The organism is Arthrobacter sp. UYEF36 (assembly GCF_040547025.1).
In the GTDB taxonomy this organism is placed as follows: Bacteria; Actinomycetota; Actinomycetes; order Actinomycetales; family Micrococcaceae; genus Arthrobacter.
Genome location: NZ_JBEPOX010000007.1, coordinates 205,416 through 227,441, shown reverse-complemented (window position 1 = coordinate 227,441; position 22,026 = coordinate 205,416). Strand labels below are relative to the sequence as shown.

General features: G+C 66.4%; 17 protein-coding genes. 12 read left to right on the top strand and 5 right to left on the bottom strand.

Features of this window, described 5'->3' with window-relative positions; genetic code table 11:
• Positions 1 to 453 precede the first annotated feature (453 nt).
• The 9 genes from ABIB29_RS12615 to ABIB29_RS12575 all read left to right on the top strand — a co-directional run bounded on the left by ABIB29_RS12615 (position 454) and on the right by ABIB29_RS12575 (position 13,179).
• The gene (locus ABIB29_RS12615) at positions 454 to 1,239 is read left to right on the top strand and encodes a glycosyltransferase family 2 protein (RefSeq protein WP_354173146.1); all 786 of its coding nucleotides are present in this window, start codon (positions 454 to 456) and stop codon (positions 1,237 to 1,239) included.
• 1 nt (position 1,240) lies between these two features.
• Positions 1,241 to 2,248, top strand: a complete 1,008-nt coding sequence (locus ABIB29_RS12610; protein ID WP_354173145.1) for a glycosyltransferase family 2 protein — start codon at positions 1,241 to 1,243, stop codon at positions 2,246 to 2,248.
• Positions 2,245 to 3,543, top strand: a complete 1,299-nt coding sequence (locus ABIB29_RS12605) for a glycosyltransferase family 2 protein (RefSeq protein WP_354173144.1) — start codon at positions 2,245 to 2,247, stop codon at positions 3,541 to 3,543. The genes ABIB29_RS12610 and ABIB29_RS12605 overlap by 4 nt, the downstream gene beginning before the upstream one ends.
• A 202-nt stretch (positions 3,544 to 3,745) precedes the next feature.
• The gene (locus ABIB29_RS12600; protein WP_354173143.1) at positions 3,746 to 5,926 is read left to right on the top strand and encodes a hypothetical protein; all 2,181 of its coding nucleotides are present in this window, start codon (positions 3,746 to 3,748) and stop codon (positions 5,924 to 5,926) included.
• Position 5,927: 1 nt separating this feature from the next.
• Positions 5,928 to 6,746 (top strand): glycoside hydrolase family 16 protein, encoded by an 819-nt coding sequence (locus ABIB29_RS12595; RefSeq protein WP_354173142.1) that lies wholly within the window; start codon positions 5,928 to 5,930, stop codon positions 6,744 to 6,746.
• A 39-nt stretch (positions 6,747 to 6,785) separates the two neighbouring features.
• The gene (locus ABIB29_RS12590) at positions 6,786 to 8,186 is read left to right on the top strand and encodes a nucleotidyltransferase family protein (protein ID WP_354173141.1); all 1,401 of its coding nucleotides are present in this window, start codon (positions 6,786 to 6,788) and stop codon (positions 8,184 to 8,186) included.
• On the top strand, positions 8,183 to 9,196 hold the full coding sequence (locus tag ABIB29_RS12585; RefSeq protein WP_354173140.1) for an aminoglycoside phosphotransferase family protein: 1,014 nt from the start codon (positions 8,183 to 8,185) through the stop codon (positions 9,194 to 9,196). Before ABIB29_RS12590 ends, ABIB29_RS12585 begins: the two co-directional genes overlap by 4 nt.
• 75 nt (positions 9,197 to 9,271) lie before the next feature.
• Complete coding sequence (locus tag ABIB29_RS12580) at positions 9,272 to 10,960, top strand: long-chain-fatty-acid--CoA ligase (protein ID WP_354173139.1); 1,689 nt, start codon at positions 9,272 to 9,274, stop codon at positions 10,958 to 10,960.
• Between the two features lie 305 nt (positions 10,961 to 11,265).
• Entirely contained in the window at positions 11,266 to 13,179 is a 1,914-nt protein-coding gene (locus ABIB29_RS12575) for a hypothetical protein (protein ID WP_354173138.1), read from the top strand.
• 96 nt (positions 13,180 to 13,275) lie between these two features.
• On the opposite strand, the gene ABIB29_RS12570 is transcribed toward ABIB29_RS12575, so the two are convergent.
• Positions 13,276 to 14,727, bottom strand: coding sequence for a lipopolysaccharide biosynthesis protein (locus ABIB29_RS12570; RefSeq protein ID WP_354173137.1), 1,452 nt, complete (start codon positions 14,725 to 14,727; stop codon positions 13,276 to 13,278).
• Positions 14,724 to 15,893, bottom strand: coding sequence for a glycosyltransferase (locus ABIB29_RS12565; protein ID WP_354173136.1), 1,170 nt, complete (start codon positions 15,891 to 15,893; stop codon positions 14,724 to 14,726). Before ABIB29_RS12565 ends, ABIB29_RS12570 begins: the two co-directional genes overlap by 4 nt.
• Before the next feature lie 163 nt (positions 15,894 to 16,056).
• Between ABIB29_RS12565 and ABIB29_RS12560 the strand changes: the two genes are divergently transcribed.
• Entirely contained in the window at positions 16,057 to 16,668 is a 612-nt protein-coding gene (locus ABIB29_RS12560) for a DnaJ family domain-containing protein (RefSeq protein WP_354173135.1), read from the top strand.
• Between the two features lie 52 nt (positions 16,669 to 16,720).
• Here ABIB29_RS12560 and ABIB29_RS12555 read toward each other — a convergent pair whose 3' ends face one another.
• The 3 genes from ABIB29_RS12555 to ABIB29_RS12545 form a co-directional block, all read right to left on the bottom strand.
• Positions 16,721 to 18,040: a S8 family peptidase gene (locus ABIB29_RS12555; protein ID WP_354173134.1), complete on the bottom strand. Its 1,320-nt coding sequence runs from the start codon at positions 18,038 to 18,040 to the stop codon at positions 16,721 to 16,723.
• Positions 18,041 to 18,274: 234 nt separating this feature from the next.
• Positions 18,275 to 18,592, bottom strand: a complete 318-nt coding sequence (locus ABIB29_RS12550) for a DUF6221 family protein (protein ID WP_354173133.1) — start codon at positions 18,590 to 18,592, stop codon at positions 18,275 to 18,277.
• Positions 18,593 to 18,659: 67 nt separating this feature from the next.
• Entirely contained in the window at positions 18,660 to 18,881 is a 222-nt protein-coding gene (locus tag ABIB29_RS12545; RefSeq protein WP_354173132.1) for a hypothetical protein, read from the bottom strand.
• 195 nt (positions 18,882 to 19,076) lie between these two features.
• On the opposite strand from ABIB29_RS12545, the gene ABIB29_RS12540 reads away from it, so the two are divergent.
• Both ABIB29_RS12540 and ABIB29_RS12535 read left to right on the top strand, forming a co-directional pair.
• Positions 19,077 to 19,826: a GAF and ANTAR domain-containing protein gene (locus ABIB29_RS12540; protein ID WP_354173131.1), complete on the top strand. Its 750-nt coding sequence runs from the start codon at positions 19,077 to 19,079 to the stop codon at positions 19,824 to 19,826.
• Positions 19,827 to 20,169: 343 nt separating this feature from the next.
• Positions 20,170 to 21,981 (top strand): thiamine pyrophosphate-requiring protein, encoded by a 1,812-nt coding sequence (locus ABIB29_RS12535; protein ID WP_354173130.1) that lies wholly within the window; start codon positions 20,170 to 20,172, stop codon positions 21,979 to 21,981.
• Positions 21,982 to 22,026: the final 45 nt, after the last annotated feature.

Sequence of the window (22,026 nt, the reverse complement as noted above, 5' to 3'; positions counted from 1 at the left end):
CGCACGCCGGCTCTGGACCTCTGCTCTTCATCGGCGTACCGTTCCAGTATCAGGACAAAAGCGCTGAAACTCAACGGAAAATGACCGCGTAGGCGCTGACCGAGTACACCGTTTCGGAATGACTCGAAGTTCCCGAGTAGGCCACCCCGACGACCCAAGTAGAGGCGCGGGAGTAGCGCAGGGACGCGAACGAACAACCAAGTATTAGCCACTCGTGACACAACTTTGGGTGAACTTTAGGCTCTAGGCAAGGCCACCATCCAGTGGCAGCTGGGGCATGGGGGTTGTGCACAATTTTCGACGGATTTCTATGAATTCGTCCTCTGGGTTCTCATTCGTTGATGGTTATGCCGTCAGCGCCGGAAATGTCATGAAGTGGTGAGGCTTTTGTCTATTCCAAATTTGGTCCCTAATTTGCCGCCTGAACAAGGTCCGGTCTCGCAGAGGGCTACGGTGAGCGTCGTAATCCCGACGCTGAATGAAGAAATGAATTTGCCCTGGGTTCTGCGGCGGATGCCTTCCTACGTGGATGAAGTTGTCATTGTGGACGGTCGTTCACACGACCACACCATTGACGTCGCCCGGGCACTCAGGGTCGACGTCGTTGTGGTGGCTGAGCCGCGTAAGGGCAAAGGCATCGCCGTCCGCGCCGGCTTCGCCGCGGCGTCGGGCGACATCATCGTGATGCTGGACGCCGACGGGAGCATGGATCCGCAGGAAATCGGCTGGTTCGTTTCCCCCCTCCAGCATGACTACGACTTCGTCAAGGGCTCGCGCTACGTCACCGGAGGCGGATCGGAGGACCTGACCTGGTTGCGGAACGCCGGCAACCGCGTGCTGACGGGGTTGGCGAACACGGTGCTGAGGAGTAACTACTCGGACCTCTGCTATGGCTACATTGCACTCCGCAGGGAATGCCTCGAGGTTCTTGAGCTGGAGTCGGACGGCTTTGAGATCGAGACGGAGCTGATTGTCAGGGCCGCACGCGCAGGTCTTCGCATCGCGGAAGTGCCAAGCTTCGAACTTGACCGCATCTCCGGAGTCTCGAACCTGCAGACCTTCCGCGACGGATGGCGGGTCCTCCGCACCCTGGCGCGGGAATGCACCACATGGGAAGCGCCAACCGCCGGGGCAAGGCCAGAAGCCCTCCGGCGGGTGAAGTACACCTATCCAAACGTCCGGTTTGCTCGCACACCCACGGACCCGCAAAGCGTCCTTACCGTGGCGGAAGGAGCCTAAGGTGCTCGACTTCAATTTCCGGCCTACCGCTTCGGTGGTCATCTGCTCCTACACGGAGCAGCGCTGGGACCTGCTGATGGACGTCATTAACTCCGTCCACGCCCAGACGTTCCAGCCGAAGCAGGTGATCGTTGTGGTTGACCACAACGAGGACCTGTACAAACGACTGGTGGCAGCCGTCCAGGACGTCACCCTGGTGGAGAGCACCGGGCTTCAAGGGCTTTCCGGAGCGCGCAACACGGGGGTGGGGCTTTCTACCGCGGACATTGTGGCCTTTCTGGACGACGACGCCGTGGCGGCTCCCGACTGGCTCGAAAAGCTGACGGCCCTGTACGACGATTCCGACGTCCTGGCAGTCGGCGGCAAGGTTGAACCCGCTTGGGAAGCCGGACGGCCAAGCCACTTCGGCCCGGAGCTGGACTGGATTGTCGGTTGCAGCCACCGCGGCATGCCGAAGGTGGCCTCCGAAGTGCGGAATGTCATCGGCGCCAACATGTCCTTCCGGCTGCAAGTGCTCCAGCAAGTGGGAGGCTTCAACCTCTCCCTTGGCCGCCAGGGGACCAAACCGCTGGGATGCGAGGAAACCGAAATCTGTATCCGGGCCGCTATCGGCTCCCCGGGGTCGCGCATCGTGTACGAGCCGGCAGCCGTGGTGCATCACTTCGTACCCATCCAGCGGGGAACGTTCCGCTACATGCTGGAACGCTCCTGGTCGGAGGGCATTTCCAAAGCCCAGGTCAGCCACGTGGTGGGCCATAAAAGGGCCCTGGGACCCGAGCGGCGCTATGTGCGCAGCGTCCTGCCGCGGGCGTTCTTTTCCGCGCTGGCGGACTGGAGCAGGGGTGCCGACCCTGAGGGCTGGCGCCGGGCCGGGGCGTACGTAGCTGTTCTGGGGTTCACGGCCGCAGGATACTTCCGCGGACGCCGGCTCGCCCAAGGCTCCGGATCAGTCCTGACCGGGTCAGCACCCGTTCCCCATCGCAGCCCTCCCTGGAGGGAAGCCACGTGATTGAAGTTGGAAATGAGTTTGTGGTGGCACTTGAGGACGCAGGCCTGGACATTGCACCGTCGATGGGGACCGAGGCCGTCCCCGACTGGCCGGGCGCCCTGTGGGTTGGAGCCGTCGACCTCGATTCCCTCGCCGGTTACACCCACCTGAGGCTGCAGGACTCCAAGGGCTATCACCGTGCGCGCTTGCTGGTGCGCAGCGGACCGTCCGTCCGCGGGTTCATCGACGTCGACGCCCCAGACGGCATCCTGGACTGCGGGGTTCTTGCGTCCGCAGCGGCGGCCCTGCCCGCGGCGGTGGCATCTCCGGCGTCGTCGACGCCCTCTATTACCGTGGTTGTGTGCACGCGGGACCGGGCGTCGCTGCTGCGCGGGGCCATCAGCGCGATCCTGCGGCTCGACTATCCGAACTTCGATGTCATCGTGGTGGACAACGGGGCCAGCAATGCCGACACCCGGGACATGGTCCGTGATGAGTTTCGCGACCCCCGGTTGACCCTGATCTCCGAGCCCAGGCCGGGGCTGTCAAAGGCACGCAATGCCGGCTTGCGCCGTGCGCGCGGCGACATCGTCGCGTTCACGGATGACGACGTCGTTGTGGACGAGTTTTGGCTGCGGGGGATCGCCGCCGGTTTTGAACAGGCCCCCGATGTTGCCTGCGTGACAGGGCTGGTGCCGGCCGGTGAGTTGCGCTCGCCCGCCCAGGGCTACTTCGATGAACGCGTCAACTGGTCCAAGATCGTTGCGCCGAAAGTTTTTTCCATGGCAGACCCCCCGGCCGATCTGCCGACATTTCCGTTCTGCGTGGGAGCTTTCGGCACCGGCGCGAACTTCGCCCTGGACCGCCGCGCCGCCCTGGCGCTGGGAGCTTTTGATCCCGCCCTCGGCGTCGGGACGCGGACGTGCGGTGGCGAGGACATCGACATGTTTACCCGGGTCATCCTCGGAGGGCACTCGCTGGTGGTCCAGCCCTCCGCGATTGTCTGGCACCGTCACCGGGCGGAGCTGGAGGACCTGATCATTCAGGCCCGCGGGTACGGCAAAGGCCTCGGATCGTGGCTGACAAAGATTCTCCTGGATCCACACACGGCCCGTCTGGCGATCGCACGAAGCCCGCAAGGCGCGCTGCACTTCCTGAGAAACGCACGAAACCATTCTCTGGGGCAAAGTGCGGTGGAGGCCGCAGCGCCGGTGCCGCGGGACCCGCGCGTCGCAAAGGCCCTGCGGACTGAACTCCTCTCAGTGGCGCGAGGTCCACTGAACTACCTTCTCGAGCGCCGGTCGGGGAAGACATAGACGGGCGTCGCAGTCCCTGGCACGACCGACAGCACACAGTTCCTGGGGTAACGCGGCACAACGGGACGCTCACTTCCCAGTTGCGCAGTTCCCGTAGATCGATCAAGGAAGTATCAGCGATATGAGTCTCTTACTCCAAGACGAAACACCAACCCCCAAATCACCGAAACCATCGGTTGCGGCGTTGAGGGCAAGTAGGCCCTTGGACTTTGGACTGGCGCTGGCCGGCGTCATGCTGGCGGTTCTTATCCTGTTCGACCTCGGCGGCCCGGTGCTCGCGCCGGTCACGCTCCTGGGGTGCCTCGTGCTGCCCGGATGGGTTCTGGTGCGGCGGCTTCCCGACGCTGATCCGGTGGCGCAGGTGGTCTGGACTGTGGTGATGAGCGCGGCCATCTACACCGTGCCTGCCCTTCTTATGGCGTGGGCCCACGTATGGCATCCCCGGCCCATGACGGCCGCCATCCTGATTGTGGCCTCTGCCCTGATCGCAGTATTTCCGCCCGGAAGCGGCACCGGCCGGCATGCAATCTACGGGCATCCGGTCAACAGGCGCCCGGTGGACTGGCGTTCCCTGCGGAATCTGGACGCATTACGGGGCCGGGGCCCGGGGACGTACGTCCCGTGGGCCATCCTCGGGATCGCGATGGTGGTGTGGGGCGTGGCCCTGGCAATCACGGGGGAGGAACTTATCGGGGACAGGGGGCTGCTGACATCGTTCCCGCTGATCTGGTACTTCGCCGTGGCCGCCGTCGTGGCCCTGTGCATCTGGGCCGTCGCCGCGCGGAAGATGGCGTCCAACGTGTTCCTGGGAGCCTCCATCACAGGGCTCGTCGCCATGCTCTACGCCTCGGCTCCGATGGTGGTCAGCGTTCCGCGCCTGCCCTGGTCCTACAAGCACATCGCCGTCACCAACTACATCGGTGCCACGGGCCAGGTGGATCCGTCGATCGATATTTACCAGCGGTGGCCAGGTTTCTTCTCGGTCAGCGCCTTTATGGGCGAGGTCGTGGGCTACCGCAACGCCGTGGACTACGCGGCGCTGGCAGAGTTCAGCTTTGCCCTGCTGGATGTCGTGATCATCCTGGCCATCGCGCGGACCCTCACCAACAACCCGAGGATCTACTGGACCGCCACACTGGTCTTTGCCCTCACCAACTGGGTGAACCAGAACTACTACGCACCGCAGGCGTTCTCCTACACGCTCTACCTGACGATGTGCCTCGTCGCCCTGACGTTCCTCCGGAGCACACCCGCCAAAATCGCGACCCTGGTGGAGGACCGGCTGAAAGGGCTGCAGGTGCGGTTCAATCCCGGACTCCAGCCCGCCCCGGAGGCTCAGGCAATCCGCCCCAGCCGCGCAATGGTCATGCCTGCGGCGGTGGCACTTCTCTTCCTGCAGGCCGTGACAGTCGCGAGTCATCAGCTGACACCGTACATGGCCATCCTGGCGCTGTTCCCGCTTTTTGTTTTCGGCTATTTCCGGCCCAAATGGGTCGGCCCCGCGCTGGCGGTTCTGGCGATCGCGTACTTCCTGCCGAACCTCGACTACGTGGACAACAAATATGGCCTCTTCAGCGGGTTCGACATCTTCAAGAACGCGAGTTACAGCCCGCCCCAGGTGAGTAACATCAATGACGCCTCCCGCTGGTTGGCCCGAGCCCCGGATGCCCTCTCCCTCTTCATCGGGCTGCTCGGGATGGCCGGCTTCGCCCGCAATCTGCTCCGCGGCAACGTCAGGCAAACACTGGTCGTCGGCTGGCTGGCCGTCGCACCGATGTTCTGGCTTTTGGGCCAGTCCTATGGCGGGGAGGCCAAGTTCCGCGTCTTTATGTTCGCTCTCCCGTGGCTGGCGGTCGGGGCGGCCTGGCTGTTCTGGTCCGGACCGGTCCGCACCCGTAACGCCGTGATGGGCGCGACCGCCTCGCTGACGATCATGGCCATGCTGTTCACGATTGTGTATTTCCAGGCCGAAGGGAAATTCCGGGTCCCCAAGGAAGACGTTGTGGCGGCGCAATGGCTGGATGCCCGGGTCGGGGAGAAGGATGTCATTTTTGAAACCAACGCCTTTTTCCCGCTGCTGATCGGCCCGAACTACCCCAGCTTCCTGGAGTGGGGCCGGGTCACTTCGCTGACCAAATTCCTCCAGAAGTCCAACGGGAACGTTATGCCGGAGGATGTGGAGCGGTACGCGAACAAAAACTGGAAACCTCAGCGCATCTTCATCGTCTTCTCGGACTCACAGCTCGCGCAGGCGATCAAAGACAAACTATTCGATGCCGAAATGCTCCCCGCCCTTGAGAGGGAGATAGCTGTAGGGGATAAGGCCGATCATGTATTTGACAATGGAGCCGTCCGAATCTACCAAATCAAAAAGACCCTTTAGATTGGGCAGTGGCGGCGCGGTCCTGGCCAAGGTCGTCGCGATGGCGGTCGCAGGTGCGCTGCTTATTGCGCTGGTTTTCATCCTGTCGCGGAAAGCCCCGCCGGCGGAAATGCCGGTGGGGGATCTTCCGGGGTGGAAGCAGACGGGCGCCCAGGACTTCACCACCCCGGCCACGCTTGGCCGCGTGGGGGAGGTCTACGGCTCGGATATGCGCGGCTACCACGATCTGGAGGACACCTCCGGCCAGGGCATCTACACCCCGGATTCCGTGCTCTCCGTGAAAGAGGGAAAACTCGATTACCACCTGCACACGAAGGGTGGAATACCGCGGGTGGCGAGCGTCGTCCCCTTTGGCTATGCCGGTCAGACTTATGGCCGCTACTCCATCCGGTTCCGGTCAGATACCCTGCCGGGCTACAAAATCGCCTTTCTGCTCTGGCCTTCAAGCGACGATTGGCTCGAGGGCGAGATTGACTGGCCGGAAGGCGAACTCGACGGGAAGATGTACGGCGTTTCAGCCATCAAGGATTCCACCCTTAAAGGCCCGGCCCGCTTCGATCCCTCCACCCGGTACTACTCGCCGACCGATGCGACCGAGTGGCATGTGGCGACGACGGAATGGACGCCCGGCAAAGTCAAGTGGTTTTGGGACGGGGAACTCGTCGGTGAGACCACGATGCCCAAAGGTGTTCCCACCACGGACATGCGGTTGACCCTGCAGGCCGAGACTAAAGACGGCGCGGACTCGTCGTCACCCAAGCCGGAAACCTCCGGACACCTCGAAGTCGATTGGGTAGTGCAGTATGCCTACGCGCCCTAGCCCCGGCCACCCGCTCATCACCGTCAGGATTCGTCAGGCATGATCACCAGGGCTACGGGGGAGGAACAGATGGAAGACCCGACTAACGGCCAGACCGACGCCGGCGAATGGAACGGAGAGCAGCCAGGCATCCACCCGTCTATCGCGAGGGCGTTCCGGGCGCTGGACGGGTCGGGGCTTCCGTGGGTGCTGCTGCGCGGGGAAGATGACCTGGTCCGTCCAAACGGCGATGTGGACATTCTTGTGGCCGGCGGCCAGCTTCCGCGCCTGGACGCCTTGCTGGCGGGTGCAGGGTTCCGCCGGATCATGGCCCGCGGGCACGGAAGCCATCGGTTCTATTTCAATTACGACGCCACGGAGGACCTGTGGCTCAAACTGGACATCGTCGCCGAGATCTCCTTTGGTCCGTTTCAACAGTGGCACACGCTCCTTGCCCCGGGTTGCCTCCAGCGGCGCATCCGCAACGGCCTGCTCTGGCTCCCCGCAACAACCGAGCAGGCATGGCTCCAGCTCCTCCACACGATGCTGGACAAGGGTGGAGCCGTCAGGCCTGGGCGGATGGAAACCGTCCGGGTCGCCGGCGCGCTGGCATCGACGGACGACGTGATCGCGGCCTTTGTCGATCGTCAGGTGGGACCCGGAACCGCTGCGCAGCTGCTGAAGCTCGTTCGATCCGGCAGCGTTGACGATTTCCGTGAGCCGGCACGCCGCATGGCATCAGCCCTGACCCGGAACGCGCCGTTGCGCACCCGGCTGACCGCAGGAAGAAACAGGATCCTCCGGCTGCTCAGCCCGACCTTCCCGGGGCGCTTCAGGCGCGGGCTTGTGGTTGGTGTCATCGGCCCGGAAGGGGCGGACACGACCATACTGCTGCGCCGGCTCGGGGAGACCTTTCCCATCCCCAGCCGCTACGTCTCCCTGGGCAGAACGGCACCCGGGCATGGGGGCGGCTGGGTCACCCGGATTCCCGGTGGGCTGCACGGCCAGCAGGTAATCCGGCAGCTCCGCAGCGCGTTGGCGGCCAAATACCACTACCGCCGGGGCCGGCTGGTTCTGGTGGACCGGCCGGCCTACGACGCTAGCGTGCCGGGATATGCCGCGGCCGGAGGGCAGAAGGAAACGGCCCTGGCGGCCGCGCTGGCGCCCGCACCCGACGTGCTGCTGGTGCTCGACTCGCCCGGCGGGGTCATGCCCGCCGGGAACGGCGGACACTTGCACGAGGTCCTTGAGCAGCGGCGGCAGGCCCGGCTGGAGACGGCGAGGCGGCTCCCTAACGCCTGGGTTGTTGACGCGTCCCAGCCTCAGCCGCTCATCAACAGGGTTGCCACCGGGATCGTCTGGGAGCAGGTGTCGGGTTCCTCCGCCGTGGCCGCCCCCGGCCAGCCCGGCCAGCCCGGTCAGCCGAAGTCAGCGGCGCCGGAAGCCGGAGGGCAGCCGTGAACTTCATCGACTCGGTGCTGCGCGGGCACTACGACGAGTGGAATTTGGCGGACTTCGGACTGGGCGCGGAGTGGACCACCGTCCTGGTGACGCCGCAATTCACCACTTCCCGGCACGTTGTGGGGCTGGTCTTCCCGGCCGGCGCCAGCCAACCCAGCCTGGTCGTGAAAGTGCCGCGGTGCCCGGGAGACAACGAAGGCGTCCAGCGGGAGGCGGACATGCTCCGTCAGCTCAGCACCCTCAGCGGCGGGCGGGTGGAAGGCATCCCGCACATCGTGGCCACCTTGGACGTCGGGCAGCACACCGTGCTGGTGGAGACTGCTTTGACCGGCGCTCCGCTGGACCCGTACCGGGTCGCGGGGGATCTGGCCGGTGCAGTGGCTCTCGGTGTGGACTTCGTGGCCGCGCTGCCGTGCACCCTGCCGGGACCGGACAACCCGGGCTGGTACGAGCGGACGGTCGAGCGCCCGCTGGAGGCACTCGCCTTGCTGCTGCCGGGGGACGCCGAGGTGTCCGCGCTGGTCCACCGCACCCACGAGCTGCTGACGCCGCTGCGGAGCAGCACCCTGCCAGCGGTGTTCGAGCACGCGGACTTGAGCCACCCCAACCTTCTGGTGCAAAGCGACGGCCGGCTTCAGGTTATGGACTGGGAACGGTCGTCGCTGTTCGGCCTGCCCGGCCACGACCTCGTCTTTTACCTGCAATATCTCAGCGAATCGTCCGACATGGCGTTTTCGCGGGTTGCCCAGCTGGCGGCGTTCGACAAGGCCTTCGGGCCCGGCGGGTGGGCGCTGGCGACCCTGCGCGAGCACCTGGTGCTCAGGAACGTCGACCCGGAGTTGCTTCCCCAGGTGGTGATCGCCACCTGGGCACGCTCCGCTGCCACCCTGGCCTACCGACTCGCTGCCGAGGACGTTCCGGCGCCGGGGTCAGCGCAGCTGAGGGCGGCGGTGCTGGACGACCGCGACTTCTGGCTGTGGCGGCACGTCGTCGCCGCCGGGCTGAACTAGGGGTGCGCAGACAAGCCCGGACGGAAGCGGGGCGGGCAATTCGCCCCGGCCAGCGCTTCACGGCAAGATGTGAGCATGGAGCACACTGACCAGCAGCCCTGGGTGAAGAACTACCAGCCGGGCGTCCCGGCCGACATCGAATTGCCCACGGAGTCGCTCGTTGCGATGCTGGAGCGGTCCGTGGCCGAGGCCGGTACGGCCCCCGCGCTGGAGTTCTTCGGCCGCCGGACCAGCTACACCGAACTCGGGGACCAGGTCGACCGGGCAGCCGAGGGCCTGCGCCGGCTCGGTGTCCGTGCCGGCGACCGGGTAGCCCTGATCCTGCCGAACTGCCCGCAGCACGTCGTCGCGTTCTACGCGGTGCTGCGCCTCGGCGCCGTCGTCGTCGAACACAACCCGCTGTACACCTCCCGGGAACTCCGCCACCAGTTCGAGGACCACCAGGCCAGGGTCGTCATCACCTGGGACAAGGCCGCGGCGGCCGTGCGCGACTTTCCGTCGGACATCGAGATTGACCATGTCGTTTCGGTTAATCTCCTGGCGGCGTTCCCCGCCGTCAAGCGACTGGCCCTGCACCTGCCCGTGAAGAAACTGCGGGAGTCCCGCGAAGCACTGACGGCCCCGGCGCCGGGCACCACAGCGTGGAAGGAACTCCTCAGCCACGGCCGCATCGATCCGGAACATCCCCGCCCCGGGGTGTTTGACCTCGCCGCGATCCAGTACACCTCGGGAACCACGGGCCGTCCCAAAGGCGCCATGCTGACCCACTTCAACCTGTACTCCAACGCGCTGCAGGGTGAGGCCTGGATGCAGGGCGCCGAGTACCGCAAGGAAATCTTCTACGCGATCCTGCCGATGTTCCATGCCTTCGGCATGACCCTCTACCTCACCTACGGCATCCGCAAGCAGGGCCTTCTCGTGCTGTTCGCCAAGTTCGACCCGGACCTGGTGCTGGCCGCCATGAAGAAGTCGCCCGCCACCGTCTACTGCGCGGTCCCGCCGATCTACGAACGCACCGCGATGGCCGCGAAGGAGAAGGGCATCTCGCTCCGGTCCTGCAAATACTGCATCTCCGGCGCCATGAACCTGCCGGACCACGTGGTGGAACTGTGGGAATCGGTTTCCGGCGGGCTGCTGGTGGAAGGGTACGGCATGACCGAGTCCTCCCCGGTTGCGCTGGGCAACCCCTTCCACCCCACGCGCCGCAACGGCACGATTGGGGTGCCGTTCCCCTCCACCCTGATGAAGGTGGTCGACCTGGACGACCCGGCGGTGGAAGTGGCGCCGGGCCAGCCGGGGGAATTGCTGCTCAAGGGCCCGCAGGTTTTCCAGGGTTACTGGAACAACCCGGAGGAAACAGCGAAGACCCTCACCGCCGACGGCTGGCTCCGGACCGGCGACGTTGTGACCGTGGACGAGGGCGGTTTCACCACGATCGTTGACCGGGCCAAGGAGCTCATCATCACCGGCGGTTTCAACGTCTCACCCAGCGAGGTGGAGTCGGTGCTGCGCCTGCACCCGGACGTCAGGGACGCCGCCGTCGTCGGCAAGCCCCTTGAGCGGGGCGGTGAGCTGGTGGTCGCCGCCGTCGAGCTTGAACCGGGCGCCACGCTGGATGAGGAGGCCCTCCGCGGGCACTGCCGCGAGCACCTGGCCGGCTACAAGGTCCCCAAGCGAATTGTGGCCATCCCCGACATGCCGCGTTCCATGCTCGGCAAGATCCTGCGCAAGCAGGTTCGCGAGCAGGTGCTGCCGACGCTCTGACCTTTCCGGGCGCCGGAGCGAGTAGGCACGTGTGGCACCGGGGCACTGCCCAAGTAGATCCCCGCGGGAGGGGCCAGAAGCCGCTACTGGTGACACCCCTTGGCGCAGATCGTAGGCTTCATTCCAACGCTCCCGCGGCGGCTTCGCCGTCGGTGTCTTCCGGCGACTGACGCGGTTGATTGAAGCGCTGGGCAGCTTCACGCGGCAGCCGAACCCGGTCAAGGAGGTCTCACGCACATGGTCCACGAGGTCCGAAGCGACGTCCCGGCACCCTTGCTGCCAGGAGACGCTCGACGGCGGTGCGCATGACTGCGGACCCGCACACCAGCCATTCGGCCGTGCACCCGACGGTAGCCAGGGCGTTTTCCGCCCTTGACGACACGGGACTGCCCTGGGTTCTGCTGCGCGGTGAGGATGACCTTGCCCGGCCCGCCGGCGATGTGGACATCCTGGTGGCGGGCGGGCTGCTGCCCGGCCTGGACGAGCTGATGAACGGGATTGGGCTGTGCCGGGTGCGGGCCGCGGGGCACGGGAGCCACCGCTTCTACTTCGGGTACTCGGACTCCGGTGAGCTGTGGCTGAAGCTGGACATCGTCTCGGAGATCTCCTTCGGCCCATTCCAGCAGTGGCGGACCCCGCTGGCGCCGGGCTGCCTCGAGAGGCGCGTCCGGAACGGCGGGTTGTGGATGCCCGCCCCGGCCGACCAGGCCTGGCTACAACTCCTCCACCTCGCACTGGACAAAGGGGAAATCCAGCCGCAACGGGAAGGAACAGCTCTGGCTGCTGCCGCCGGCGCGTCGCCAGAGGACCGCATTGCCGGGTACGTGGACCAGCGCAGCGGGCCGGGCACCGCGGCGCAACTGCTGGATCTGGTCCGTTCGGGCAGATTTGGCGAGTTCTCCGCCCTGGCCGCGCGGCTGCGGTCCGGCTGGACGGACGGGGCACCGCTGCGCACCCAGTCACTGGCCCTGGCCAACCGTGCCTTGCGCCAGCTCAGCCCGAGGCTCCCGGGCCGGGGACTGGTGGTGGGGGTCATGGCCCCCGACGGCGCCGGCAAGACCACTTTGCTCCACGGCATGCGCGCAGATTTCCCCGTCCCCACTGCCTACGTCTATATGGGAATGTGGGGGGCGGGTCCCTGGGACGGCTGGCTGCACCGGGTTCCCGGCGGGCGAACCGCCAAGAAGTTGTACAGGGTCCTCAAAGGAGGGACGGCCGCCAGGTACCACCGTGCCCGCGGCCGCGTGGTGCTGATGGATCGGGTCGCCTACGACGCCCTGCTGCCCGCCGCTGCTGGCAGCAATCCCACAGGCAGCAAACCCGCCGGCGGAGTGTCCAACGCGCTCGCCGTGTGGCTGGGCGCCGCTCCGGACCTCCTGCTGGTCCTCGATGTGCCTGGTGAGGTGATGTTCGCCCGGAAGGGTGAACACACGGCAGAAATCCTGGAGCACTGGCGGCAGTCCTATCTCGCGTTGGCCGATCGGCTGCCGGGATCCCGGATTCTCGACGCCGCCCAGCCCCAGCACGTGGTCCAACAACTGGCCACAAAGACGGTGTGGCGCAGCGTGTGCCCCGGCGAAGCGGAGACTTCCGACCAGGCCAGCCCCGCGGTCCCGGAGGATGCGGCGGCCCTCTCCCTGCATCTGTGGCGGCTGCTCGACTGGCGCTTCCTGGTGCCCGTATTGCAGCCCCGCACCGTGGCATACGGCGGTGCGGTGGGCCCGGAGCTGCTGGCGGCGCTGCGTCTGCTGGACCCCGCCGCCACCCGCATCCAGCCCGGCGGCCACACCGGCACCCGCGCAGGCACCCGCAGCGGCACCCCGGCAGATATGTTCGAGATGGTGCTGCTCAGGGAGCCCGAACTGCAACTCTTCGAGAAGGCGGCGGCGGCGGTGCAGCCCGGCGGCTGGATGTGTGCCCAGGTGAAACGTTCGCTGCTGCGGCGCTCGGGCCCGCGCACCCTGGCGGGATGGAAGCGGACGTTCAGGCGGTCCGGGTTCGAGGACGTCAGCGTCTCCTGGCACGCGACGAGCCTGGACAGCCCGGGCCGCCTGGTTCCCGTGGCGTCGGCAACCGCGGTCAAGGACACCCTGGCGCTACATAAGGGAATCCGCTTCGGACTGGCCAAGGCGGTCCTGGCCCGGCTCGCCCTGGCGCTGCGGCTGTTCGACGTCGCCGTCCCGGAAGGGACCGTGACCGGCCGCCGGCCGGAGAACTGAGAAAGGGCCGGGAGGACCCCGGTCCCGGTTCCGGCTGCCGCCGGTACAGCGGCGCCGCGGGTTCAGCGGCTGCCCCCCGTTCAGCGAAATTCGGACTCACTTGCGCCGGAGCATCTGCACCAGCTCATCATGCAGGGGCCTGAAGCCGAAGCGAAGAATCGCGTAGACCACCGCAACGGCTGTCGGGACAACCAGGATCAGGGTGGTCACCGCGCCCAGGACCGGCGCCGCCAGGACACCGAGGCCCGCCACCGCCACCGCAGCCCCGCAGACCAGGCCGGGGGCTATGGCACGGAGCAGTTCGCGTGCCCGCAGCTGGATGACTCTGGCGGCCACAAGCTGCATCCCGCAGGCGAACAGCACCGCGACGACGAACTGTGCGCAGGCGATGCCCACGATGCCCCACTGGGTGGCAAACAACAGGACCGGCAGCAGGATGACGAGCCGCACCAGCGATACCCCGATGGAAAGCCCCGGACGGCCGATGGCCTTGTACACGTCGTTGGCACCGGCGCCCAGGGAGCGGGCCGCGGCATAGAGGGCGAGGAAAACGAGCGGCAGCACAGCGTCCATCCACTTCTCGCCGAAGACCAGCGGCACCAGAACCGGGGCCACGACTGCCAGCCCCACACCGGTGGTGACGCCGTACAGGGACTGGATCCGTACGCTGGTCAGGTAGCCGGAGCGGAGCCGTTCCGGCTCGCTGCGGACCTGGGTGTACAGGGGGAACAGGACGGTCGACAGCACAAAGAAGACGTTGAGGATCAGCACCTCGGGGAGGCGGAAGGCCAGGGTGTAGTAGCCCAATGCCTGCGCGCCGAGGAACAGCCCGATGATGAGGTAGTCGATGTCGAAGATCAGCCGGGCCAGGAGGCTGCTCCCGGCGACCGGTGCGCCGTATTTCAGGTTGGCCTGGAGGGCATCTTTGCGCACACGCCAGATTTGCCAGGGTCCACCCCTGCCGAGCAGGAGCCAGCACGATGCTGCGTACGCCACGGACCCGGCTGCTGTGCCGACGGCCAGCGACCACGCCCCGTGGCCGGAGAAAGCAAGGGTGAGGGTCAAGGTGCCCATCGTGGCGGCACGAACCACCGGGGCCACCGTGAGCTTCTTGAATTTCAGGTCACGCCGCAGCAGAGCCTCGGGGACAGCGCCGAGCGAGGTGGCCAGCACCGAGATCCCCAGGACCTGGACCAGGGGTTCCACGTCGGGAAGGCTGAAGAGCTCCGCAATCAGCGGTGCGGCAAGGAAGGCGCCCAGGCCAAGGAGGGTGCCAAGCACCACCGAGATCAGCAGCGCGGATCGTGCAATAACGCCGGTGCGTGGAAGGTAGACCAGCGCCTGGGCCACCCCGGCGTCGGCTACAGTCTCCGCGTAGGCCATGAGGACCAGAGCCAGCGCCACGAGGCCGTATTCCTCGGGGGAAAGCAGCCGCGCCAGCACGATGGTCGTGGCCAGGACGATGATTCTCCCGCTGGCAAAGGCCAGCCCCTGCCAAATGGCGCCCCGGACACCGGTCCGGGCCAGTTCTCCGGGAGCGTACGTCATGCCGGTGAGCTTCCAAGCGGCAGATCCGCGCCGCCGGGTCGGGTCGCGCTGCGCAGCTCTTCCAGGTATTCCTGCGTGACCGTCTGCCAGGTCCGGACGGCGCCGGCGTCTCGCTCTGCATCCTGCGGACGCGGGCCGGTCAGCCGGTTGACGAGGTGATCAACAAAGCTCCCGGTGTCCTGCGCGACGGTCAGCAGGGGATGTGGTTCCTGTTCACGGGCGGCGACCGGCGTCGCAACCACGGGGAGCCCCGCGGCAAGGGCTTCACGGACCGAGTTCCGGATGCCGACGCCGTGTTCGTCGGGAAATGCTGCCACATCGGCGGATTGGAAAACATCGAGGACAGACGGCACATTGGCGAGGACCTCCACCCGGGGGCCGGCCAGGGCGAGGACCTCAGGCTCGGGGCGGCGGCCGGCGAGGACGAACCTGGCGTCAGGGACCTGCTCCCACACGAGGGGGGCGATCTTCCCGACCAGGACCTTCGCGCTGTCGATGTTCGGCCCGTAGTTCAGGCTGCCGACAAAGCAGATGACGGGGACGGTCTGCCTGGAGTCAGGGCGGACAGCCAGCTCAGCTCCGTTCGGGATGCTCCGCACCGGCCTCCCCAGCCGTTCAGCCCATTCACGGGCGTCCTGGGACCCTACCGTGAGGAGGCGAGCCCGCGCGGGCAGGCGGCGCTCCGCCCGTAACCATTGCCGTTCCCGAGCCCGGTAGGCAGGCCGCAGGAAGCGGGGGGCAATAGCTGTGTCCATCCCGGCTCTGATCGACCAGGGGTCCACTGTCTGCAGCACAACTGGTCCCTGCACATGGTGGGCGAGAACCAGTGCGTGCGGGCCGTGGATCAGGGTGGCGTCACTGTCCGCGGAAAGCCTGGCTGCCGTCGAGACAGCCTCCGCTGTGGCGCGTTCGTGCTTTCCGACGCCGTTCAGTCCAGCGAAGGAGCGCACCAGCGCCGCCTTGCGGCTCCGGGGCGTCAGGACGTGGACCGCTGCGCAGCGGCTGCGCACCTCGTCCGGAAGGCCGATCGGCCCTGAGTACGTCAGCAACGTCACGTCCACGTCCGCTGGCAGATTCCGCAGGATCTCATAGGGGATCATGGAGCTGCCGTCACCGAACGCGGGGTCCCGATTGGGCACACTTTCTGTGATGTACAGAAGCCTCATTGCACGAGTGTACTGGAGCCGGGGGCCGGGCGGCCGGGGGTCCAATGACCCTGTTGGGGCCGCCTGCCGCTGCCGCCCCGGCGTTCGTCCTTGGCCGCCGGGATTCTGATTCGCATACTGGTAGCAGAGTGCATATCGGCGCAGCAGAGAAGGGCGGGGAGCCATGAGTGGCGGGTCAAGCGGGTCGTTCCGGCGCCGGGTGGAGCGGGCAGCGGAACTCCGCTCTCTTCGGGTGAGCGGAATGTCGGTCCGGGAAGAGGAGGAGCTGGCCGCTGCCGAAGCGAAGGAACGGGAACTGCGCGCAAAATTCGACGACGCCGCCAGGGCCGAGTACCTGGTCCGCGATGCCATGGCGCAGGGCAAATTCGACCACCTCAAATACGCCGGAAAACCCATTCCCGGGCTGGGGGAGAAGTACGACCCCGACTGGTGGGTCAAAGGCCTGATCCAGCGCGAAAACATCACCGGGATGGGTCCCAGGGCCATCCTGCTCCGCACCGAGGACGCCGGGCTCGATGACCGGATCGACGAGCAGCACTCCGAAAAACAGGTCCGCCAGCTCCTGGACGATTTTAACGCCCGCGTGATTGATGCCAGACGGCAGCTGCAGGGCGGGCCGCCGGTCGTCACGAAGACCCGCGACGTCGACTCCGAGGTGCGGCGCTGGGTGGAACGCCGCGCGGCCCGCGCCGCCGTCGTCGCTGAGCTGGCGGCGCAACAGGGACCGGAACAGATCCGCCGTCGGTGGTGGCGGCGGTTCTGGTCCGGTCCCTAGCGGGCTTCCGGCCGGGGGCCCCTGGCCGCGGCCCGGGTCAGTACAGCGAGACTCAGTACCGCGCGATCTGGGTCAGGTAACCGTAGTACTGGCCATCGATCGGGCGGAGCGGGTCGCCCTCGAAGCCGAAGTCGCGGTGTTTCTTGTTGTAGGAGGCGGTGATGTCCAGGAACTGGGACATCACGTCCGCGCCCGTTCCCTCGCACTCCCCTTCGCTGATGCACAGCGCCAGGGAACCGGCGACGGCAGGGCTGGCGAAGCTGGTTCCGTGGGCCACGGCATAGCCGCCCGGGGCCGTGGAGGTCATGCAGACCCCGGGACCGGCGATGGTATGCGCCTTGTCCTCGGACTCGCTGGCGTAGTTGGAGAAGAACGCCGGACGGTCATCCAGTTGCCCCACCCCGGCCCAGTCCTCGGCCCCGCAGACCGGGGCCCCGAGGCCATCAGGCTTCCCGTCGAAGTCTGCTATCGCCGTGGCGGTCAGCACCTCGTCGTACGTGGCCGGGACCGTGCCGGCAATGTCCTGACCGGAGTTTCCGGCTGCGACGGCGTACACGACTCCGGCCTTGACTGAGCGGCAGATGGCGTAGTGCATCGGATCCGTGCCTTTGCCGCAGTTGTCAGTTTCGGTGCCCGGGCCGCCGATGCTGATGTTGGCCACCTCAATGTCGTTCTTCGGATCCTTGTCCTTGCGCGTAGCCGTCACCCAGTCGATGGCGCAGATGAGCATTTCCTCCGTGATCACGCCGGCGTCATCCACAACGCGAACGGACCACAGCGGGGTTCCCGGTGCCGCGCCGATCACGCCCTCGTTGTTGTCTTTGGCTCCGATGACCCCGGCCACGAAGGTCCCGTGTCCAACGTTATCTGTGGGCTCCACGTTGACCGGCGACCCGGTGGAGCAATCGATGCCGCCGCGCACATTGAGGTCCGGGTGGCTTCCGTCGATGCCGCTGTCGATCACGGCCACGTTGACGGCGACGGAGTCTGTGTCACCCTGGTGTCTCGTGTCATCAGAAGCAGCGCCGCCGATCCGCAGCCACCAGAGCGGCTCCACCTGGGTGCTCGGCTCGGGGGCCTCGGGCTTTTGGAATTCCCGGGCGAGGGTGACAAAGTCAACGCCCGGGTCGGCGGCGAGGCGGGCCGCGACGGATGCCGTCATGGTGGCGGCGTACCCGCTCACGGCAGCCCGATAGACCGTGGAAACGGAAAGACCATAGCTGCCCTGCTGTGCCGCGGCCGCGGTGCCGGCGTCGACGAAGCCGTCCTTCAACACCACAATGTAGCTTTGTTCCGGCTCGGCGCCGGCTGAGGGGACGGCGGCGAGCAGTCCTCCGGCCACGGCGATGCTCAGCGCTGCGAGGCCGCTCACGATTCCCCGGAACCTTGTGATGTTCGGCGGTGGCGCGGCGGTTCCTGCGTTCCGGCGTGCCCCCGCGGCTGCAAGCATTGGTTCCCGTGATGATCCCGAACGGCGGACGTGGCTGAACATCGTGGCCTCCCTTAAGCGTCTACGCTACTGAGCGCCCCCCGGTCCTAGCTTAGGCCTGCGACTGTCTCTTGCACACGGACCTTTGGCATTACTTGGAAAAGGACCGCGGCAGCCCTAGGCACGGAGCCAGTCCTGATCGAAGTCGGGGTGGTCGTAATAGGGCAGGGCCAGCGCGTTCAGCGACTGTTCCAGCCATTCCAGTGATTGCGGGATCCAGACGGCGTCCTGAATGGGGTCGCTGACCAGTGATGCGAGGGCCGCCTGCCGGGCTGATTCCACGATACGGATGAGGCGCCGCTTGGCCTCACATTCGAGCAACAGGCGTTGTTCGTACCAGGCACCGGATTTCGAGACAGCCCGGTCGCCCAGGAGGGTCCGCGCCACGGCCTCGTCCTCGGTGATCCGCTCGGACAGGAAATCGACAATGTCCACACCGCGAGCGTACGCGCGGTCCTTGGCCGGCTGCCAGCCCCGGCGGCCGCAACAGCTGCCCCGGTGGCTAGTGCGCTGCCAGGTTTTCCGCGTCCTCCGGGCCGACGAAGTGGCAGGATCCCTCGTGCCGCTCGGACAGGTCGCAGGTCCGGCCGGTGGGCAGGTGGACGTTGCCGCAAAGTCCGGTTATGGCGACGTCCTCGCGGACGTGCAGGCTGCTCAGGTCGGGCCGGCCCTGGCTTTGTTCGTGGATTTGGCGGCCGGCGGAATTGTGCTCTGGACTGTTCATGTCTGCTGCTCCTGGAGTGCCGTGCAGGGAAGTGCCAGTCTCGATTGAGTCCGATGCCCCCCAGTCTCACACGGCGACGTTAATACCGGGTTACCGCCCCGTTAGGGTTTTGTCTCAGGCCCGGTACCGGGCCTGGTTGGAGGGGTATATTTCGAAGGAGAGCAGCGACATCAACCAGGCAAGGGGTGCGCCGTGATGGTGCCAGATTCAGCGGATATCGGTGACCGGGAACAGGGTCCGCGCGGCGAGGCACCGATCAGCGCGGACGCTCTTGCCACCCGGCTGGGTGACATTGCCCGGGAGCTCCAACACGAGGAGGACCCTGACTCCGTGCTGGCCGGGATCGTGCACGCCGCGTTGGAGCTGGTACCGCATGCGGCCGAGGCCTCGGTCTGCCTGGTCACGGGCGACCGGACGGTCGACTCGCGTGCTGCTTCCAGTGATTTGCCGCGCCTGGTGGAAGCCCTGCAAAGCGAGACCGGGCAAGGGCCGTGCCTGGAGGCCTCCTACGAAGAGCGGGTAGTCAGCGTTCCCGATCTCGGCTCGGACGGGCGCTGGCCGGAATTCTCGCGGGCGGCCTACAACCTCGGGGCACGGAGCATGCTCTCCTTCCAGCTCTTCGTTGATGGCGCCCACCTCGGAGCCTTGAATCTGTTCGCGAGGGATGTGGGTGCCTTCGACGCCGAATCCGAGCGCATCGGGGCCATGGTGGCGGCCCACGCCGCGGTAGCCGTCGCCGGCAGCCAGCAGGTCAGCCAGCTCACCCAGGCACTGGATACCCGGGACCTGATCGGGCAGGCCAAGGGAATCCTGATGGAACGCTACAAGATCACGGCCCAGCAGGCTTTCCTGCTGCTCTCGCGGGCCAGCTCGGAGCTGAACATCAAGCTTCACGACGTTGCGGAGCAGTTGACCGTCAGCGGCGAAATGGCCAAAAAGCGGTGACCCCGGCCGGGCCCGCGCCCGCCCCAGGGTCTCAGCCGCTGGGAGGAACCCGCGTGCCATCGATGAGATCCGCGCACACCGTGCCGTTTCATCAGGATCACGCATGCGCGGTTGGTGTCGTCCCGGCCGGCGAGGGCCAGTTCATCGAGGGGGAGCGGATTGAATGGCTGGTTGAGCACTTGCGGCCTTACGGCGTGCGGGCACGATCACCCTGCGTATGCCCCCTGCTGAACCGGGACGCCTGGAGCGGCGGTCCACCTAAGTGACACCTCCGGGTTTTTCCATAAGCGTGCTTACTATAGTTTCGAGGCGGTAACCACCAACTGACGACAGGAGTCCCGGCATGGCTCAGCGAACGGTTTCGGATCTTATCGTGGAACGCCTCCGAGCGTGGGGCGTGGACAGGGTCTTCGGGTACAGCGGAGACGGCATCAATGGTTTTATGGGTGCCCTCCGCCGGTCGGAGGACGCCATCGAGTTCGTGCAGGCAAGGCACGAGGAAGCGGCAGCTTTCATGGCGGTCGGGCACGGAAAGTACACCGGTGGCGTCGGAGTAGTGACGTCCACTCAAGGTCCCGGCGCCGTGCACCTGCTCAATGGCCTCTACGACGCCAAGCTGGACAGCGTCCCGGTGGTGGCGATCATCGGCCAGCAAAGCACCACCGTGTTGGGGGCGGGGTACATGCAGGAAATCGACCTGCTGACGCTCTTCAAGGACGTCGCTGCACAGTTCGCGCAGCTGGCCAGCTCCCCGGAGCAGGTGCCCATGCTGATAGACCGCGCCTTCCGCACAGCACTGGAGACGAAGTCCCCCTGCGTGGTGATCGTGCCCCACGACATCCAAACCGCGGACGCCCCCGAGCTGGAGCATGAACACGGCATCGTGGTTACCGCTCCTGTTTGGAGCCCCGCCCGGGTGATGCCGGGGGAGGCTGAACTGGACGCCGCCGCAGGGATCCTTGCAAAGGGCGAGCGGATCGCACTCTTCGTCGGCCAAGGTGCCCGCGGCGCGCAAGCTGAGGTTGTTGCCCTGGCCGAAAAGCTGAACGCCGGAATCACCACGAGCCTGCTGGGCAAACCGTACGTTGATGAGACACTTTCCTTCGCCACCGGCACCATGGGCCACCTGGGCACTACGTCCAGCGCATATCTGCTCGAGAACTGTGACACCTTGCTGATCATAGGATCCAATGATCCGTGGACAGAGTTCTACCCCAAGCCCGGGACATCCAGGGCTGTGCAGATCGACATCGACGGCCGCAAGATCGCCAACCGGTACCCCGTGGACGTGGGACTGGTAGGCGATGCCGCCGAAACGCTTCGCGAGCTGACGGCGCGGCTCGACAAGGGGCCAAACCAGCCCGCACGCACCCAGTGGCGGACCGACGTCGAGGGTCAAGTGCGCGCCTGGCGCGCCCTGTCAGAGGAACGCGCCAACGTCGCCGCCGAGCCCTTCAATCCGGAACGGGTGGTGCGCGAGCTTAACGGAAGGCTTCCCGCCGACGCGCAGCTGAGCATCGACGTCGGCAGTTGCGTCTATTGGTACGCCCGCCAGCTGGTGTTGCCAGCCGGAGTCCCGGCGCATCTGTCCGGAACGCTCGCCAGCATGGGCTGCGCCATCCCCTACGGACTCGCGGCGAAGCTGGCCCATCCGGAGCGGCCACTGGTGGCACTCGTCGGTGACGGAGGCATGCAGATGTTGGGCCTCGCCGAGTTGATCACCGTTGCGCACCGATGGCGGGACTGGGCGGATCCACGGTTCGTGGTGTGCGTTTTCAACAACCGCGACCTCGCCGAGGTCTCCTGGGAGCAGCGCGAAACAGAGGCCGAACCGCGGTTCCCGGCCAGCCAGGTTATCCCGGACTTCCCCTATGCCGGCTACGCGGAATTGCTGGGCCTGAAAGGTGTCCGCGTCGACGACTCCACGCAGCTGGGCCCCGCCTGGGACGAGGTACTTTCCGCTGACCGGCCAGCGGTCCTGGAAGTACTGACGGACCCGGACATCCCGCTGCTGCCGCCCTTCCCCGCCGGAGCCGAAAAGCTGGAGGACATGCGATCAGCGCTGGCTGAAGAGGGCCCCGATGGCGAGCACGCCCTGAAGCTGCTGGACACGTACGTGGAGGGCGAGTCCCGGATGCGGGACTCCCAGGGTTAACATGCACTGAAGCGCACATCCGGGTTGCGCTGGCACTACCCCCGA

What these genes read in the sequence shown, in the direction of transcription:
- ABIB29_RS12590 (WP_354173141.1), top strand. Translation starts at nt 6,786, where the DNA reads ATGATCACCAGGGCTACGGGGGAGGAACAGATGGAAGACCCGACTAAC.
- ABIB29_RS12580 (WP_354173139.1), top strand. Translation starts at nt 9,272, where the DNA reads ATGGAGCACACTGACCAGCAGCCCTGGGTGAAGAACTACCAGCCGGGC.
- ABIB29_RS12575 (WP_354173138.1), top strand. Translation starts at nt 11,266, where the DNA reads ATGACTGCGGACCCGCACACCAGCCATTCGGCCGTGCACCCGACGGTA.
- ABIB29_RS12570 (WP_354173137.1), bottom strand. Translation starts at nt 14,727, where the DNA reads ATGACGTACGCTCCCGGAGAACTGGCCCGGACCGGTGTCCGGGGCGCC.
- ABIB29_RS12565 (WP_354173136.1), bottom strand. Translation starts at nt 15,893, where the DNA reads ATGAGGCTTCTGTACATCACAGAAAGTGTGCCCAATCGGGACCCCGCG.
- ABIB29_RS12560 (WP_354173135.1), top strand. Translation starts at nt 16,057, where the DNA reads ATGAGTGGCGGGTCAAGCGGGTCGTTCCGGCGCCGGGTGGAGCGGGCA.
- ABIB29_RS12545 (WP_354173132.1), bottom strand. Translation starts at nt 18,881, where the DNA reads ATGAACAGTCCAGAGCACAATTCCGCCGGCCGCCAAATCCACGAACAA.
- ABIB29_RS12540 (WP_354173131.1), top strand. Translation starts at nt 19,077, where the DNA reads ATGGTGCCAGATTCAGCGGATATCGGTGACCGGGAACAGGGTCCGCGC.
- ABIB29_RS12535 (WP_354173130.1), top strand. Translation starts at nt 20,170, where the DNA reads ATGGCTCAGCGAACGGTTTCGGATCTTATCGTGGAACGCCTCCGAGCG.